Here is a 16,542-nt window from a genome sequence, read left to right as displayed (position 1 = left end):
GCGCCGCGCCGCGTCCCGGGGGCGTCCCCGCCCGATCGTGCGGGAACGCCGTGTCTCCGGAGCCGGGGCGGCCGGATCCCCGCGTCCGAGGATCCGGCCGGTGCCCGGCGTCGGGCTCAACGGGCCCGGACGCTCGTCGCCGCGGCGAGGATCCAGTTCCTGAACTCGACGGCGTAGTGCCGCAGGTGGTGCTCCAGGACGTCCTGCGGGCACGCGGCCGGCACATGGACCGTCAGGCTCGCGGTGAAGCCTTCGGCGGTGTCACCGAACTGGGTCAGCGCCCGTCCGACGACCGTGCCGTCGGCGAGAAAGAGGTTCGAGGACATCTTGTGCGGGAACTCCGGCTCCGGGAGCAGTTCCTCCGCGTCGGCCGCCCACGCCATCGCGTCCGTTCCCCAGCCCCCCATGAAGAAGGAACAGACGTGGGGGCCGATGTTCTCCACCACGTGGAACGATCCGTCGGCCTCGGGGGCCATCACGTAGTGCTCGGGGTGCGCGTCGAGCAGTGCGTTCTCGTCGGCTGCGAAGGCCTTGTCCGTCCAGCCCAGGAACTCGGCCGACGAGAGGCCCCGTGCCGTCAGGACCGTCGTGCCCCCCCTGGAAGGTGCCGTCGGAGGCGCGGGCGCTCTCCCGCAGGAGGGCGTTGCCCTCCTCGATGTCCGCGGCCAGCAGGTCGAGCAGGCCCTGGCGTCCGAGCCGCGCCCTGAAGCGGTGCAGGGCGCGGCGGGCGTAGAACAGCTCGAAGTCGTCGATGCTCCCCGGGCCGGCGGGCCCCGAGGTGAGTGTGACGGCCACGGGTGAGGGATTCAGGTCACCGGTCATTCCCGAGAACCTCCAGATGTGAAAGTCAGACGCGAATGTGAATTCACGTTCGCATCCAGTTAGCCGCAGGAGTCCGCCGGATGTCAAGGAAATCCGCCCCGATCACCGCCGATACGATGCGGGCCATGACCGATGAGCCGAAGCGTCCCGTGCCCTACCGGGAGCCCCGGCAGGCCCGGAGCGCCGTGACGCTGGCTCGCATCCTGCGGGCGGCGGAGGAGATCGCCGCCTCGGACGGCCTGGAGGAGATGACGATCGCGGGCGTCGCGGAGCGCGCCGGTGTGGCCGTCGGGTCGATCTACCGGCGCTTCGACGGCAAGGAGCAGCTGATCACCGCCCTGACGGAGCGGATGCTGGAACGACGCGAGGAGTACGTGGCCGAGCGACTCCGCTCGGCGGACGCGTCACTCCCCGGCGTCATGGACGCCTACGCGCACGCGCTGCTGCAGTCGTTCGCCGACAGCAGCAACCTGTTCCCCGAGCTGCTGCGGGCGCGCGCGACCGACGCCCTGGACCGCGGGGCCCGCACCATCACCGAGCTCCACCGCCTGCTGCTGGAAGCGGCGGCCCCCTACGCACACATGATCCGGCGCTCCGACCCGGCGGCGGCGCTGGACACCGCGGCCCGCGCGATCCTCGGCGCCTGCTTCCACAACTCGGTGCGGCCCGACCCCGCCGCGGACGAGGCGGCCCGACGCCGGTACGCGCAGGAGCTCGGCGACATGGCGACCGCCTACCTCCTCACACCCGGCCGCGGCGAGGCCCCTCGCACCTGAACCGGCGGCGGGCGGAGCGACGTACGGCCGATCCCGACGTGCCACCCGCGGCCCCGCCCTGGAAGCCCGGGGCGGCAGGGCAGGGCACTCCGAGCGCGTCCGCCGGGCGCACGTCCAGAGGTTCGCGCGCCCGGCGGGCCGGCCGGGCGTAACGGCCGGCCCCTCGCGGTCAGGCCGCGGGGGCGGCCTCGACCTTCAGCTCGACGGTCACCGTGGCACCGCTCGCGGTGGTGAGCCGCAGGGTGTAGGTGCCCTCGGTGTCGTCGGCGTAGATCTCGGGGAGTTCCAGGACCCCGTCGGCGCCGGTCGTCAGGTTCAGCGTACGGACGGGATCACCGGCCGCGTCCTCGAAGTACGGGCCCTTGTCGTTCTCGGCGGGCGTCCCGGCGTCGGTGATCATCGTGGCGGTGACCGCGGTGTTGGCGACGCCCGTACCCTTGTACGTGGTCCTGACCTCGACACGGTCGGTGAACTCGGCACCGGGGGCGGCCGTCAGGGCCTTGTCACCGGTCAGGGCGATGGTGTCCGCGACCCGGGCGGTGACGTTCGCGGTCCAGGAGAGGGCGCGCGGCTGGGTGGTCCCGGCGACCGCCGTCACCTTGAAGACACCCGTCTTCTCCCCTGCCGTCAGGACGGGTGCGGTGACGGTGCCGTCGGCTCCGGTCCTCAGGGTCACGGTGCTCTTCCCGTCGGCGAAGCGGGCGTCCGTCGCTCCGACGACGGCGAAGGTGACCGAGGTCCTGGCGAGCGGCTTGCCCAGCTTGTTCTTGGCCCGGACCGTCACACGCTCGCCGAACGCCTCGCCCGCCGTGGCGGTGAGGGTTCCGGTGCCCGCGTCCTCGAGGCTGCCGAAGGTCTCCGACGGGGTGGGCGTCGGCGTCGGCGGTTTCGTCGTGGGCGGCTTCGTGGTGGGAGGAGTCGAGGTGCCCGGGCTCGGGGACTTACCGCCGCCGGGCTTCGAGGGGCTCGGGGTGGGGCTCGGGGACGTACCGCCGCCAGGGGTGCCGGTCGTCGGCGTGGGCGTGGGGAACGGGGACGTGGTGCCGCCGCCCGTGTCCGCCGGGAGCACTCCGGTGCCGTCCGGGACCTCGTGGGTGCCGCGCTTGTAGTAGTCGAACCAGGAGCGCACCGTGCGCAGGTACTCGGTCGAGTGGTTGTAGCTCAGCACCGCCCGGTCGAGGTCCGCGGCGACCGAGAGGTCGCGGGTCCCGGCACAGAGGTAGCGCCCCGCCGCGAGCGCGGCGTCGTGGATGTTGTTGGGGTCCTTGCGTCCGTCGCCGTTGCCGTCCTGGCCCCAGGTGGCCCAGGTGGACGGGATGAACTGCATCGGGCCGACGGCGCGGTCGTGGGTCGAGTCGCCGTCGTACGCCCCGCCGTCGGTGTCCTTGATGAGCGCGAAGCCCTGCCCGTTGAGGGCCGGACCGAGGATCGGGGAGAGGGTGGTGCCGTTCGCGTCGACCTTGCCCCCGCGGGCCTGTCCCGACTCGACCTTGCCGATCGCGGCGAGCAGCTGCCACGGCAGACGGCACGCGGCGTCGGTTGCCGCGAGCTCCTGCTCCGCCCTCTTGTACGCGGCCAGGACCGAGGCGGGTATACCGGCCTCCGCACTGCCGGTCACCGGCAGATTCACCGACGCACCCGGCTTGTTGGGCGTGTTCAGGGGCGGAAGGTCCGTGTGGTAGGGCGAGTTGCCCGTGGCCGCGCTGTCGCCGGACGGCGTCGCACCGGCTGCGGCCTGGTCGCCCGCGGCGGTGTCGGACTGGGGTGCCGCGGGAGCCTGGGAGGCGGAGAGAGCCGCCACCGCGGCCGCGGCCACCGCCGTGGTGGTGGCCCCTCTGCGCAGTCTGCGGCCGAATTGCGCTGCCATACGTGTCGGTCCTCCCCGTCGACGGATGCCCGCGCTCCCCAGCGCGAGGACTCAGGCGACCCTACGGCAACTCCCGCCGCCCGAACACTGGTCCGTGACCGCTTCTTACCGGTTTCTCAGCTTCCCTGCCGTCAAGTCACCGGTGTGCCCCGAGGAGGTGACCCGGGCTCACGCATACTTGCCGTCATGCCGTTCACGCTCAGCCACGCCGCAGCCGTGCTCCCGGGGATCCGCAGGTCCGGACGGGGCCGTGGACCCCTCGTCGCCTCCGCGCTCGTCGCCGGATCGTTCGCGCCCGACCTGACGTACTACGCGGACACGGCCGTCCCCGGAGCCATGGAATTCGGCGAGGTGACACATTCCGTGTGGGGAGTGTTCACCGTGGACGTCCTCGTCACAGGCGCCCTGGTGGCACTGTGGCTGATGCTGCGCGAACCGCTCGTCGCGCTGCTGCCCCGGGCGGCGCGGGGACGCGTGCACACCTTCCTGCGGGGCACGCCCCGCCGGCCCGGCCGTCCGGCCCTCGCCGAGGGCGCCTGGTTCGCCCTGTCCGCGGTGATCGGCTCGGGAACCCACGTCGTGTGGGACGCCTTCACGCACCACGACCGGTGGGGCACCGACCTGGTCCCCGCCCTGAACGGGAGCGTCGGCGGCCACCCGGTGTTCCAGGTCGTGCAGTACGGCAGTTCGGCCGTGGCCCTGACGGTCCTGGCCTGGTTCGCGTACACGGGTCTGCGGCGCATCGGACCCGTCCCCGTATTGGAGTCCGTGCCGGTGCTGACCCGGGGCGAACGCGGGTGGGCCGGGGCGCTCCTCGCGCTGTGCGTCCTCCTGGGGATCGTCCACCGGTGCGCCCGCTGGTATGCCTGGTTCGGACACATCGACACACCGCTCGACATCATCCCGACGGCCTGCTTCGGCGCCGGCGCGGGCCTGGCGGCCGGGCTGGTGCTGTACGGGGCGTGGATGCGGCTGCTGCGGCGCGGGCCGTCCGGGCCCCCGCCGCCGGACGGCCCGCGCGCGGACACCGCGGCGGCCCGCCCGGCGGGCCGCCACGCCGGCTGAGACCGTCGCGGTGCCGGGCCCTCCCCCGCCGGGAGCTAGTGCGCGGCGGTCTCCCAGTCCCTGCCCACTCCCACCGACACGTCCAGCGGCGCGCGGAGCTCGACCGCCGTGGACATCTCGCGGCGCAGGATCTCCTCGACCTGCTCCCGCTCGCCCTTCGCGATCTCCAGGACGATTTCGTCGTGGACCTGGAGCAGCATCCGTGATGTCAGCTCCGCCTCCGTCAGCGCACGGTCCACCTTGAGCATCGCGACCTTCACGATGTCGGCGGCCGTCCCCTGGATCGGGGCGTTGAGCGCCATCCGCTCGGCGGCCTCGCGCCGCTGACGGTTGTCGCTGTTGAGGTCCGGAAGATAGCGGCGCCGGCCGAGGATCGTCTCGGTGTACCCGGTGGACCTGGCTTCCTCCACGACCCGGTGGAGGTAGTCGCGCACCCCGCCGAACCGCAGGAAGTAGGTGTCCATCAGCCCGCGCGCCTCGCCGGCCTCGATGTTCAGCTGCTGGGAGAGACCGAACGCGGAGAGCCCGTAGGCCAGGCCGTACGACATCGCCTTGATCTTGCGGCGCATCTCCGCGTCGACGGCCGACTTCTCGACGCCGAAGACCTGCGAGGCGACCGTCGTGTGCAGGTCCTCCCCGGAGGTGAACGCCTCGATCAGACCGGCGTCCTCGGAGAGGTGCGCCATCACCCGCAGCTCGATCTGGCTGTAGTCGGCCGTCATCAGCGTCTCGAAGCCCTCGCCGACGACGAACCCACGGCGGATCGCCCGCCCCTCGTCCGTGCGGACGGGGATGTTCTGCAGGTTGGGGTCGGTGGAGGAGAGCCGGCCCGTCGCCGCGACCGTCTGGTTGAAGGTGGTGTGGATCCGGCCGTCCGCGGCGATCGTCTTGATCAGGCCCTCGACGGTGACCCGCAGCTTCGCCTGCTCGCGGTGGCGCAGCATGATGACCGGCAGCTCGTGCTCGGTCTGCGCGGCCAGCCAGGCCAGCGCGTCCGCGTCCGTCGTGTAACCCGTCTTGGTCTTCTTGGTCTTCGGCAGGGCCAGCTCGCCGAAGAGGACCTCCTGGAGCTGCTTGGGCGAGCCGAGGTTGAACTCACGGCCCACCGCGGCGTGCGCCTCCTGCACCGCCTGCTGCACCGCACCGGCGAACTGCTGCTCCATGGACTCCAGATGGGCCCGGTCGGCGGCGATGCCGTGCCGCTCCAGGCGGGCCAGCATGATCGACGTCGGCAGCTCCATGTCGTACAGCAGCTCGGTGGCGCCGGCCTCCTTCAGACGCGTCGTGAACGCGTCCCCGAGGTCCAGCACCGCGCGGGCCTGCGCCATGAGGGCGTCGGCCTCCGCACGGTCGTCCGCGCCGAAGGCCAGCTGCCCGTCGGACGCGGGAGCCGGGGCCAGCTCCCGTCCGAGGTACTCCACGGCCAGCGCGTCCAGGGCGAAGGAGCGGCGGCCCGGCTTGACCAGATAGGCGGCGAGCGCCGTGTCCATGGAGATGCCCTCGAGCCGCCAGCCCTGCTCGGGAAGGACCCGCAGGGCGTTCTTGGCGTTGTGCAGAACCTTGGGCTGCCCCGGGTCCGCGAGCCACGCGGCGAGGGCCTGCTCGTCGGCCTCCGCGAGCTCCGCCGGATCCAGCCAGGCGGCGGCCCCGTCGGCGGCGGCGAGCGCGATCTCCGTGACCGTGCCGCAGCCCAGGGACCACGTGTCGACGGTCATCACACCGAGCGGCTGCCCGGCACGGGCCTCCAGCCACGGGGCGACCTCCCCGGACCCCAGCACCACGCCGTCCAGCTCGATCCCGGCCGCCGGCTCCGGCGGACCGGCCTCCTCCGCACCCGGGTCGACCGCGAGCAGCCGCTCACGCAGGCTCGGGTTACGGATCTCCAGGACGTCCAGCACGCCCGTGACCGCCGTGCGGTCGTACGGGGCGCGCTCCAGCTCCGCCGGAACCTTCGGCAGCTCCACGTCACGGACCATCTCGGTCAGCACGCGGTTCATCTTCACCGCGTCCAGGTGGTCCCGGAAATTCTGGCCGGCCTTGCCCTTCACCTCGTCGGCGCGCTCGACCAGCTCCGCGAACGACCCGAACTGGTTGATCCACTTCGCCGCCGTCTTCTCGCCCACGCCGGGGATACCGGGAAGGTTGTCCGACGGGTCGCCGCGCAGCGCCGCGAAGTCCGGATACTGGCTCGGCGTGAGCCCGTACTTCTCCTGGACCTTCTCCGGGGTGAAGCGCGTCAGCTCCGAGACGCCCTTCGTCGGGTAGAGCACCGTGACGTTGTCCGTGATCAGCTGGAACGAGTCCCGGTCACCTGTGACGATCAGCACCTCGAAGCCGGCCGCCTCGGCCTGCGTGGCCAGCGTCGCGATGACGTCGTCCGCCTCGAAACCGTCCACCGCGAACCGGTCGGCGCGCATCGCGTCCAGCAGCTCACCGATGAGCTCGACCTGGCCCTTGAACTCGTCGGGGGTCTTCGAACGGTTCGCCTTGTACTCGGGGAACTCCTGCGCACGCCACGTCTTGCGGGACACGTCGAACGCGACGGCGAAATGCGTGGGCGCCTCGTCGCGCAGCGTGTTCGCCAGCATCGACATGAAGCCGTACACGGCATTCGTCGGCTGCCCCGTCGCCGTCGTGAAATTCTCCGCGGGCAGGGCGAAGAACGCCCGGTAAGCCAGGGAGTGCCCGTCCATCAGGAGCAGGCGCGGTCGGTTGTCTGCCGTCTTCTTCGATGCCGTCTCAGCCACGCCCCCGATCCTGCCACGGACCACTGACATTCCGGACCGGCCGCCACCCGGGCCCCTCCACCACGCACACCCTCCCGAACGGCCACCCCTTTCCCCCTCGGGGTGACCCGGCACGCGTGCATGACAGGATCGAAGGCAGTGAAGGCGTAGAAGACGTGACAGGGCGCGCGAGGACGTGAGCGCGCCCCCCGCAAGCGCTCGAAGGGGAGCACCATGGCAGCCAAGCCCCCGACCGGAGACCCGGTCCAGGACGCGCCGCAGATCGACCCGGTCCAGCACTCCGCCGCCGGACTGCCCGCCGTCGCCCACACCCTGCGCATCGCCCAGCAGCAGATGGGCGTCCGCCGCACCGCGCAGACCCTCCTCAAGGTCAACCAGAAGGACGGCTTCGACTGCCCCGGCTGCGCCTGGCCCGAGGGCGACAAACGCCACACGGCCGAGTTCTGCGAGAACGGCGCCAAGGCCGTCGCCGAGGAGGCGACCCTGCGCCGCGTCACCCCCGACTTCTTCGCCGCCCACCCCGTCGCCGACCTCGGCACCCGCAGCGGTTACTGGCTCGGACAGCAGGGACGCATCACCCAGCCCGTGTACCTGCCCGAGGGCGCCGACCGGTACGAGGCCGTGACCTGGGAACGCGCCTTCGAGATCATCGCCGAGGAGCTCACCGCCCTCTCCTCCCCCGACGAGGCGCTCTTCTACACCTCGGGCCGCACCAGCAACGAGGCGGCGTTCCTCCTCCAGCTCCTCGCCCGCGAGTTCGGCACCAACAACCTGCCCGACTGCTCCAACATGTGCCACGAGTCGTCCGGCTCGGCCCTCACCGAGACCATCGGGATCGGCAAGGGCAGCGTCAGCCTCGAGGACCTCCACCAGGCCGACCTGATCATCGTCGCCGGGCAGAACCCCGGCACCAACCACCCCCGGATGCTCTCGGCCCTCGAACAGGCCAAGGCAGCCGGGGCGAAGATCATCTCGGTGAACCCGCTGCCCGAAGCCGGCCTCGAACGGTTCAAGAACCCCCAGACGGCCCGAGGCATGCTCAAGGGCGCCGCCCTCACCGACCTCTTCCTCCAGATCCGCATCGGCGGCGACCAGGCGCTCTTCCGCCTCCTCAACAAAATGATCATCGAGGCCGACGGAGCGGTCGACACCGGCTTCGTCGCCGAGCACACCCACGGCTACGAGGAGTTCGTCCAGGCCGCCCGCGCGGCCGACTGGGACGAGACCCTCACCGCCACCGGCCTCGACCGCGCCACCATCGAGCAGGCGCTCTCGATGGTCCTCGCCTCGGAACGCACCATCGTCTGCTGGGCCATGGGCCTCACCCAGCACAAGCACTCCGTGCCGACCATCCGCGAGGTCGTCAACTTCCTCCTGCTGCGCGGCAACATCGGCAGGCCCGGCGCCGGCGTCTGCCCCGTGCGCGGCCACTCCAACGTCCAGGGCGACCGCACCATGGGCATCTTCGAACGCCCCGCCCCCGCCTTCCTCGACGCTCTCGACCGGGAATTCGGCATCACCTCGCCCCGGCACCACGGCTACGACGTCGTACGGTCCATCCAGGCGCTGCGCGACGGCGACGCCAAGGTCTTCTTCGCCATGGGCGGCAACTTCGTCGGCGCCACCCCCGACACCGCCGTCACCGAGGCGGCCATGCGCCGGGCACGCCTCACCGTCCACGTCTCGACCAAGCTCAACCGCTCGCACGCCGTCACCGGCATCCGCGCCCTGATCCTGCCCACGCTCGGACGCACCGACAAGGACGTCCAGGCCGGCGGGAAGCAGTTCGTCACCGTCGAGGACTCCATGGGCATGGTCCACGCCTCACGCGGCAACCTCGCCCCCGCGAGCCCCCACCTGCTCTCCGAACCCGCGATCGTCGCCCGCCTCGCCCGCGCCGTCCTCGGCCCCGCCTCCACCACCCCGTGGGAGGACTTCGAGAAGGACTACGGCACGATCCGCGACCGTATCTCCCGCGTCGTCCCCGGCTTCGAGGACTTCAACGCCCGCGTCGCCCGGCCCGGCGGATTCACCCTCCCCCACGCGCCCCGCGACGAACGCCGCTTCCCCACCGCCACCGGCAAGGCGAACTTCACCGCCGCACCGGTCGAGTACCCCGAACTCCCCGAGGGCCGGCTCCTGCTCCAGACCCTGCGCTCCCACGACCAGTACAACACCACGATCTACGGCCTCGACGACCGCTACCGCGGCATCAAGGGCGGCCGCCGCATCGTCATGGTCAACCCCCAGGACGCCCAGGACCTCGGACTCGCCGACGGCTCCTACACCGACCTCGTGAGCGAGTGGAAGGACGGCGTCGAACGCCGCGCCCCCGGCTTCCGCGTCGTCCACTACCCCACCGCACGCGGCTGCGCCGCCGCCTACTACCCGGAGACCAACGTGCTCGTCCCCCTGGACGCCACCGCGGACACCAGCAACACCCCGGCCAGCAAATCGGTCGTCGTCCGGTTCGAGACGCCGTGAGCCGCAGATCACTAAGCGGACGCTCAGCCGTCTGATAAGAACAGTGCACACAGCAACGGACGACCGCACACGATCGGAGCCGGACCCCATGGGCGAGCACACCGCACCCACGTTCCCCCAGGAGATCATCGACGAGTACGCGGCACTCGGCGTCGACCTCCCCGCACTCTTCTCCGCCGGACACCTCGGCGAGCGCATGGGGGTCACGATCGTCGAAGCGTCCGCCGAGCGCGTCGTCGGCACCATGCCCGTCGAAGGCAACACCCAGCCCTACGGACTGCTCCACGGCGGCGCCTCCGCCGTCCTCGCCGAGACCCTCGGCTCCATCGGGAGTATGCTGCACGGCGGCGCCACCAAGATCGCCGTCGGCGTCGACCTCAACTGCACCCACCACCGGGGCGTCCGCAGCGGCCTCGTCACGGGCGTCGCCACCCCCGTGCACCGCGGTCGCTCCACCGCCACGTACGAGATCGTCGTCACGGACGAGCATGACAAGCGGGTCTGCACCGCCCGCCTCACCTGCCTGCTCCGCGACGCGGCCGGCCCCACCGCAGGCTGACCCACCCCCTCAACACCCCGCTGCCCGGCCGGATGCTCACCGCATTCCGGACCGGGCAGACCCATATCCGAAGCAAAACACAGGACTTGGCGGACACACAGGGTCAACACCCTTGACCGTCAAGCCCGTTCCATGAGCCACTTCAACAGCCAAACCACCTCCCCGAGGCCTCTCACATATCCCACACATGTAACACTCCGTAACATGTGTGCAATACACGAAATGCGTCACGCGCACGCCCCGGGCCAGCCGGCCGATCCGCGCCACGCCCCTTGCGCCCCGATTCGCGCGACAGCACCAAGATCGCCCCAAGCCCCTTAGCAGAGCTGCGGGTTCTCACCATGCGGTCACTCCGCCGCCGGGGCAAAAGCCGTACACCTCCACACTGCGGCCAACAAGCCTTCCCCACGGCATAACAAGACAGTCACATCATCAGCGGACCTGTCCCGCACCCCCGCACCTGCCCATAGAGTCACGGCCAGTCACCGCGCCGCCGGGCGCGTCTGCTGCACGGCCCTGTCTCGACCAGTACGGCCCGGCGATCGTCACGGCACCTCAGCAGAGGAGGCCGCGCCAGGGAAAGGACCTTTCGTGCGACACCGTTCTTTGCTCATCCTCACCACAGTGCTCACCACAGGCGCACTGACTCTCACCGCCTGCGGATCGCGCGACGACGACAGCAAGGGCAACAGCGACAGCGGCAGCAAGACCACCGTCGTCATCGGTGTCGACGCCCCGCTGACCGGATCCCTCTCCGCGCTCGGCCAGGGCATCAAGAACTCCGTGGACCTCGCGGCCAAGACCGCGAACAAGAACAACGAGGTCCCCGGCATCGAGTTCAAGATCGAAGCCCTCGACGACCAGGCCGTCCCCGCCTCCGGACAGGCCAACGCCACCAAGCTCGTCGGCAACAAGGACGTCCTCGGAGCCGTCGGCCCGCTGAACTCCGGCGTCGCCCAGTCCATGCAGGGCGTCTTCGAGAAGGCCGACATGGCCCAGGTCTCCCCCGCCAACACCAACCCCGCCCTCAGCCAGGGCGACAACTGGGGCAAGGGCGACTCCAAGCGCGTCTTCAAGACCTACTTCCGCACCTGCGCCACGGACGTCGTCCAGGGCAAGTTCGCCGCCCAGTACCTCTTCAACGACGCGAAGAAGAAGAAGGTCTACGTCGTCGACGACAAGCAGACCTACGGCGCCGGCCTCGCCGCGATCTTCTCCGCGGAGTTCACGCGCCTCGGCGGCAAGGTCGTCGGCACCGACCACGTCACGGTGAAGGAGACCGACTTCTCCAGCACCGCCGACAAGGTCAAGAGCTCCGGCGCCGACTCCGTCTACTACGGCGGCCAGTACCCCGAGGGCGGCCTGCTCTCCGACCAGATCAAGAAGACCGGCGCCAAGATCCCCACCATGGGCGGCGACGGCATCTACGACCCCGCCTTCATCAGCGCCTCCGGTGAGGCCAACGACGGCGACTTCGCCACCTCCGTCGGCTACCCCGTCGAGGCCCTCCCGACCGCCAAGCAGTTCATCTCGGACTACAACGCCGGCGGCTACAAGGACCCGTTCGCAGCCTACGGCGGCTACTCCTACGACGCCGGATGGGCCATCATCCAGGCCGTCAAGGCCGTCGTCGCCGACAACGACGGCAAGCTCCCCGAGGACGCCCGCGCCAAGGTCACCGAGGCCATGGCCAAGGTCTCCTTCGACGGCGTGACCGGCAAGGTCTCCTTCGACGAGTTCGGTGACACCACCAACAAGCAGCTCACCGTCTACGAGGTCCAGAAGGGCGCCTGGAAGGACGTCAAGAGCGCCACGTTCGAGGACTGATCACCCAGCACCACCCCGGCACACGCTCCTGACCGCGCGAGGGCGCAACAGCGCCCTCGCGCGGTGTCATATCCGACAAGCTCATCGGAGGCACTGCGGTGAACGAACTGCCGCAACAGCTGGCGAACGGCCTCGCACTCGGCGCGCTCTATGGCCTCATAGCCATCGGGTACACCATGGTGTACGGCATCGTCCAGCTCATCAATTTCGCCCACGGCGAGATCTTCATGATCGGGGGCTTCGGCGCCCTCACCACCTACCTCGCGCTCCCCAGCGGAACCTCGCTCATGGTGGTCATACCCCTCATGATCATCGGAGGCGCCATCGCCTCCGTCGCCGTAGCCACAGCCGCGGAACGCTTCGCCTACCGCCCCCTGCGCGGCGCACCACGACTGGCCCCCCTCATCACCGCGATCGGCCTCTCGATCGTCCTCCAGCAGCTTGTCTGGGGCTTCTACCCCGACGCCAAGAAGCCGCGCAGCTTCCCGGAGTTCAAGGGCGAGTCGTTCAAGATCTTCGACAACCTCTACCTCCAGCGCGCAGACGCCTTCATCCTCGTCCTCGCCCCCCTCTGCATGCTCGCCCTCGGCATGTTCGTCGCCAAGAGCCGCAGCGGCCGCGCCATGCAGGCCACCGCGCAGGACCCCGACACGGCCAAGCTCATGGGCATCAACACCGACCGCATCATCGTGATGGCCTTCGCCATCGGAGCCGCGTTCGCCGCCATCGCAGCCGTCGCCTACGGCCTCGACAAGGGCCAGATCAACTTCGAGATGGGCTTCCTCCTCGGACTCAAAGCCTTCACCGCCGCCGTACTCGGCGGAATCGGCAACATCTACGGCGCCATGGTCGGCGGAGTCGTCCTCGGCCTCGCCGAAGCCCTCTCCATCGCCTACATCGAAGAAATCCCCGGCATGCAGCAGCTCGGCGGCGGCGCCTGGGCCAACGTCTGGGCATTCGTACTTCTCATCGTCGTCCTCCTCGTCAGGCCACAAGGCCTGCTCGGCGAGCGCGTCGCGGATCGGGCGTGAGAACCATGACAACCGACACCACAACCGCCGCCACCACACCGGCCACCACCGCCTCCCGGACCAAGGCGCTGCGCGGCCTCACCGCCCTCGGCGGCGTCGCGACCATCGCCAGCACCTTCCTGTCGTGGACCTACACCGACGAGTTCCCCGGAGACCTCACCGTCTACGGCTACCCCGGCGGCCTCCAGGTCCTCACCCTCGTCGCAGGCGCCCTCGTACTCCTGTACGCACTCGCCGCCCTCGACATCCGCGGCCTCCGCTGGCTCGCCCCCACCGGCACCACCAAAGCCCTCCGGCTCCTCGCCCTCGGCGCCTTCGCGACCACCTGGTTCACCGTCGTCGCCATCGCCGTCGAACTCGGCGGCATCGTCAACCTGGAACCCGGCGGCTTCGTCGCAGCAGTGACCTCCGCGATCCCCCTGATCGCCTTCCTCCTGCCCGACGACACCCACAAGGCCACCCGCCCCCGGGAGCTCCCCTCCTGGGCCGAAATCCTCATCATCGTCGCCGCCTTCGGCACCGGGCTCTACGTCGTCACCTACGGCATCGACACCGAATACGCCGAACTCTTCACCGGCTACATGATCACCGCCGGTTTCGCCGTGACCGCCCTCTTCAAAGCCGGCCTCATGGCCCGGCTCTCCGGGCTCACCACGAAATACCGCTCCATCGCCGTGGCCGCCGCATTCGTGGCCGCAGCAGCATTCCCCTTCACACAGACCACCGACCAGTTCACCCTCATCGCCGTCAACATCCTCATCTTCGCGACGGTCGCACTCGGACTGAACATCGTCGTCGGCCTCGCCGGCCTCCTCGACCTCGGATACGTCGCCTTCCTCGGCGTCGGCGCCTACACCGCCGCACTCGTCTCCGGCACCACCGCCTCCGCCTTCGACGTCCACTTCCCCTTCTGGGCAGCCGTCCTCACCGGAGCGGCCGTCTCCCTCATCTTCGGCGTCGTCATCGGCGCACCGACCCTCCGGCTCCGCGGCGACTACCTCGCCATCGTCACCCTCGGCTTCGGCGAGATCTTCCGCATCACCGTCGGCAACCTCGACGGCGTATCCGGACCCCAGGTCACCAACGGCCCCAACGGCGTACCCAACATCCCCGACCTCGTCTTCTTCGGATACGACTTCGGCGAATCCCACACGATCCTGGGCATCGAACTCGGCGGATACGCCAACTACTACCTGCTCATGCTGCTCGCGATGATCCTCGTGGTCCTCGTCTTCAGCCGCGCCGGCAGCTCCCGCATCGGCCGCGCCTGGGTCGCCATCCGCGAGGACGAGACCGCCGCCACCGCGATGGGCATCAACGGCTTCCGCGTCAAACTCATCGCTTTCGCCCTCGGCGCCACCCTCGCCGGCCTCGCCGGCACCGTCCAGGCCCACGTACAGAGCACCGTCGTCCCGGAGATGTACGTCTTCGCCGGACCCGTGCCGCCCAACTCCGCCTTCCTCCTCGCCGCAGTCATCCTCGGCGGCATGGGAACCATCAGCGGACCCCTGATCGGCGCGACCCTCCTCTACATGATCCCCGCGAAGCTGCAGTTCCTCCAGGACTACCAGCTTCTCGGCTTCGGCCTCGCACTCATCCTGCTGATGCGCTTCCGCCCCGAAGGCCTCATCGCCAACCGGCGCGCCCAGCTGGAATTCCACGAGACCGGCCAACTCGACACGCCCGAAGGCACACTGCCCGAATCCGGCGTCGGCACCGTGAAGGCGGGGGCGTGAACGACATGACGACCACCACCGAGACCACCACGCCCGTCCTGGACGCCAGCGGCGTCACCATGCGCTTCGGCGGCCTCACCGCCGTACGCGACGTCGACCTCAAGGTCAACGCAGGCGAAATCGTCGGTCTCATCGGCCCCAACGGGGCGGGCAAGACCACCTTCTTCAACTGCCTCACCGGGCTCTACGTCCCCACCGAGGGCAAGGTGCGCTACAAGGGCACCGTCCTGCCCCCCAAGCCCCACCTCGTCACCCAGGCAGGCATCGCCCGGACCTTCCAGAACATCCGGCTCTTCGCCAACATGACCGTCCTGGAGAACGTCCTCGTCGGACGCCACACCAGGACCAAGGAAGGCCTCTGGTCCGCCCTCCTCCGCGGCCCCGGATTCAAGAAGGCCGAAGCCGCGTCCCACGCACGCGCCATGGAACTCCTCGAGTTCATCGGCCTGCAGGACAAGGCCGACCACCTCGCACGCAACCTCCCCTACGGAGACCAGCGCAAGCTGGAGATCGCACGCGCCCTCGCCAGCGACCCCGGCCTCCTCCTCCTGGACGAGCCCACCGCGGGCATGAACCCCCAGGAAACCCGCGTCACCGAAGAACTCATCTTCGCCATCCGGGACATGGGCATCGCCGTACTCGTCATCGAGCACGACATGCGCTTCATCTTCAACCTCTGCGACCGCGTCGCCTGCCTCGTCCAAGGCGAAAAACTCGTCGAAGGCACACCCGCGGTCGTCCAGGGCGACGAACGCGTCGTCGCCGCCTACCTCGGCACGCCCTTCGAAGGCGACACACCCGAGAAGGCCGGCACACCCGATGCCGAACCCGCCGCAGCGGACAACGCGGGAAGCACCACCAGCACAGAAGGGGAAGGCCAGTGACCGCACTGCTCGAGGTCGAGGACCTCAGGGTCGCCTACGGCAAGATCGAAGCCGTCAAGGGAATCTCCTTCACCGTCGAGGCCGGTCAGGTCGTCACCCTCATCGGAACCAACGGCGCGGGCAAGACCACAACCCTGCGCACCCTCTCCGGCCTCCTCAAGCCCTCCGGCGGGCGGATCCTCTTCGACGGGAAACCCCTCACCGGGATCCCCGCCCACAAGATCGTGGCACTGGGCCTCGCCCACTCCCCCGAAGGCCGCCACATCTTCCCCCGCCTCAGCATCGCGGAGAACCTCCAGCTCGGCGCCTTCCTCCGCACCGACAAGGCAGGCATCGAGAAGGACATCCAGCGCGCCTACGACCTCTTCCCCATCCTCGGGGAACGCCGGAAGCAGGCCGCCGGAACCCTCTCCGGCGGCGAGCAGCAGATGCTCGCCATGGGACGCGCACTCATGTCCCAGCCCAAACTGCTCATGCTCGACGAGCCCTCCATGGGCCTCTCCCCGATCATGATGCAGAAGATCATGGAGACCATCGTCGAACTCAAGGCGTCCGGCACCACGATCCTGCTCGTCGAGCAGAACGCCCAGGCGGCCCTCTCCCTCGCGGACCAGGGCCACGTCATGGAGGTCGGCAAGGTCGTCCTCTCCGGCACGGGCGCCGACCTCCTCCACGACGAGTCGGTCCGCAAGGCCTACCTCGGCGAGGACTGAGCACCCGGCACCACGACAAGGGCCCGCCCCC

12 protein-coding genes are annotated in these 16,542 nt (G+C 69.9%); 9 read left to right on the top strand and 3 right to left on the bottom strand.

Translation table 11 applies throughout. The features are described 5' to 3' along the window. Positions 1-116: 116 nt before the first annotated feature. Positions 117-476, bottom strand: a complete 360-nt coding sequence (locus IA22_RS37470) for a hypothetical protein (RefSeq protein ID WP_234435333.1) — start codon at positions 474-476, stop codon at positions 117-119. A gap of 471 nt (positions 477-947) precedes the next feature. Here IA22_RS37470 and IA22_RS0104930 point away from each other — a divergent pair, with 471 nt between their 5' ends. Next, on the top strand, positions 948-1,598 hold the full coding sequence (locus IA22_RS0104930) for a TetR/AcrR family transcriptional regulator (RefSeq protein WP_234434582.1): 651 nt from the start codon (positions 948-950) through the stop codon (positions 1,596-1,598). 169 nt (positions 1,599-1,767) lie between these two features. Here IA22_RS0104930 and IA22_RS0104925 read toward each other — a convergent pair whose 3' ends face one another. Beyond that, entirely contained in the window at positions 1,768-3,465 is a 1,698-nt protein-coding gene (locus IA22_RS0104925) for a lytic transglycosylase domain-containing protein (RefSeq protein WP_030122832.1), read from the bottom strand. A 186-nt stretch (positions 3,466-3,651) separates the two neighbouring features. Between IA22_RS0104925 and IA22_RS0104920 the strand changes: the two genes are divergently transcribed. Continuing rightward, positions 3,652-4,530: a DUF4184 family protein gene (locus IA22_RS0104920; protein ID WP_030122831.1), complete on the top strand. Its 879-nt coding sequence runs from the start codon at positions 3,652-3,654 to the stop codon at positions 4,528-4,530. 35 nt (positions 4,531-4,565) lie between these two features. Here the strand turns inward: IA22_RS0104920 and polA are convergent, their stop codons facing one another. Then, entirely contained in the window at positions 4,566-7,277 is a 2,712-nt protein-coding gene (polA, locus tag IA22_RS0104915) for a DNA polymerase I (RefSeq protein ID WP_030122830.1), read from the bottom strand. A gap of 213 nt (positions 7,278-7,490) precedes the next feature. On the opposite strand from polA, the gene IA22_RS0104910 reads away from it, so the two are divergent. The 7 genes from IA22_RS0104910 to IA22_RS0104880 all read left to right on the top strand — a co-directional run bounded on the left by IA22_RS0104910 (position 7,491) and on the right by IA22_RS0104880 (position 16,511). After that, positions 7,491-9,761, top strand: coding sequence for an FdhF/YdeP family oxidoreductase (locus tag IA22_RS0104910; protein WP_030122829.1), 2,271 nt, complete (start codon positions 7,491-7,493; stop codon positions 9,759-9,761). A gap of 88 nt (positions 9,762-9,849) precedes the next feature. Beyond that, positions 9,850-10,320 (top strand): PaaI family thioesterase, encoded by a 471-nt coding sequence (locus IA22_RS0104905; RefSeq protein WP_014156837.1) that lies wholly within the window; start codon positions 9,850-9,852, stop codon positions 10,318-10,320. A gap of 591 nt (positions 10,321-10,911) precedes the next feature. Next, complete coding sequence (locus IA22_RS0104900; protein WP_030122828.1) at positions 10,912-12,147, top strand: branched-chain amino acid ABC transporter substrate-binding protein; 1,236 nt, start codon at positions 10,912-10,914, stop codon at positions 12,145-12,147. Positions 12,148-12,245: 98 nt separating this feature from the next. Next, positions 12,246-13,178 carry a branched-chain amino acid ABC transporter permease gene (locus tag IA22_RS0104895; RefSeq protein ID WP_014156835.1) on the top strand — a complete coding sequence of 311 codons (933 nt, stop codon included), beginning with the start codon at positions 12,246-12,248 and terminating at the stop codon, positions 13,176-13,178. Positions 13,179-13,183: 5 nt separating this feature from the next. Beyond that, entirely contained in the window at positions 13,184-14,914 is a 1,731-nt protein-coding gene (locus IA22_RS0104890) for a branched-chain amino acid ABC transporter permease (RefSeq protein ID WP_030122827.1), read from the top strand. 5 nt (positions 14,915-14,919) lie between these two features. Then, a complete protein-coding gene (locus IA22_RS0104885) occupies positions 14,920-15,798 on the top strand; it encodes an ABC transporter ATP-binding protein (RefSeq protein ID WP_030122826.1) in 879 nt (292 codons plus the stop codon). Continuing rightward, a complete protein-coding gene (locus IA22_RS0104880; protein ID WP_014156832.1) occupies positions 15,795-16,511 on the top strand; it encodes an ABC transporter ATP-binding protein in 717 nt (238 codons plus the stop codon). The genes IA22_RS0104885 and IA22_RS0104880 overlap by 4 nt, the downstream gene beginning before the upstream one ends. The last annotated feature ends 31 nt before the right edge of the window (positions 16,512-16,542 follow it).

The organism is Kitasatospora papulosa (genome assembly GCF_000717245.1).
Classification (GTDB): Bacteria; Actinomycetota; Actinomycetes; order Streptomycetales; family Streptomycetaceae; genus Streptomyces; species Streptomyces papulosus.
This window is presented reverse-complemented; position numbering and strand designations above follow the sequence as displayed.

Excerpts from the sequence above, each read along its gene's own strand:
- IA22_RS37470 (WP_234435333.1), bottom strand. The coding sequence starts at position 476 with ATGGCCCCCGAGGCCGACGGATCGTTCCACGTGGTGGAGAACATCGGC.
- IA22_RS0104910 (WP_030122829.1), top strand. The coding sequence starts at position 7,491 with ATGGCAGCCAAGCCCCCGACCGGAGACCCGGTCCAGGACGCGCCGCAG.
- IA22_RS0104885 (WP_030122826.1), top strand. The coding sequence starts at position 14,920 with ATGACGACCACCACCGAGACCACCACGCCCGTCCTGGACGCCAGCGGC.
- IA22_RS0104890 (WP_030122827.1), top strand. The coding sequence starts at position 13,184 with ATGACAACCGACACCACAACCGCCGCCACCACACCGGCCACCACCGCC.
- IA22_RS0104925 (WP_030122832.1), bottom strand. The coding sequence starts at position 3,465 with ATGGCAGCGCAATTCGGCCGCAGACTGCGCAGAGGGGCCACCACCACG.
- IA22_RS0104920 (WP_030122831.1), top strand. The coding sequence starts at position 3,652 with ATGCCGTTCACGCTCAGCCACGCCGCAGCCGTGCTCCCGGGGATCCGC.
- IA22_RS0104905 (WP_014156837.1), top strand. The coding sequence starts at position 9,850 with ATGGGCGAGCACACCGCACCCACGTTCCCCCAGGAGATCATCGACGAG.
- IA22_RS0104930 (WP_234434582.1), top strand. The coding sequence starts at position 948 with ATGACCGATGAGCCGAAGCGTCCCGTGCCCTACCGGGAGCCCCGGCAG.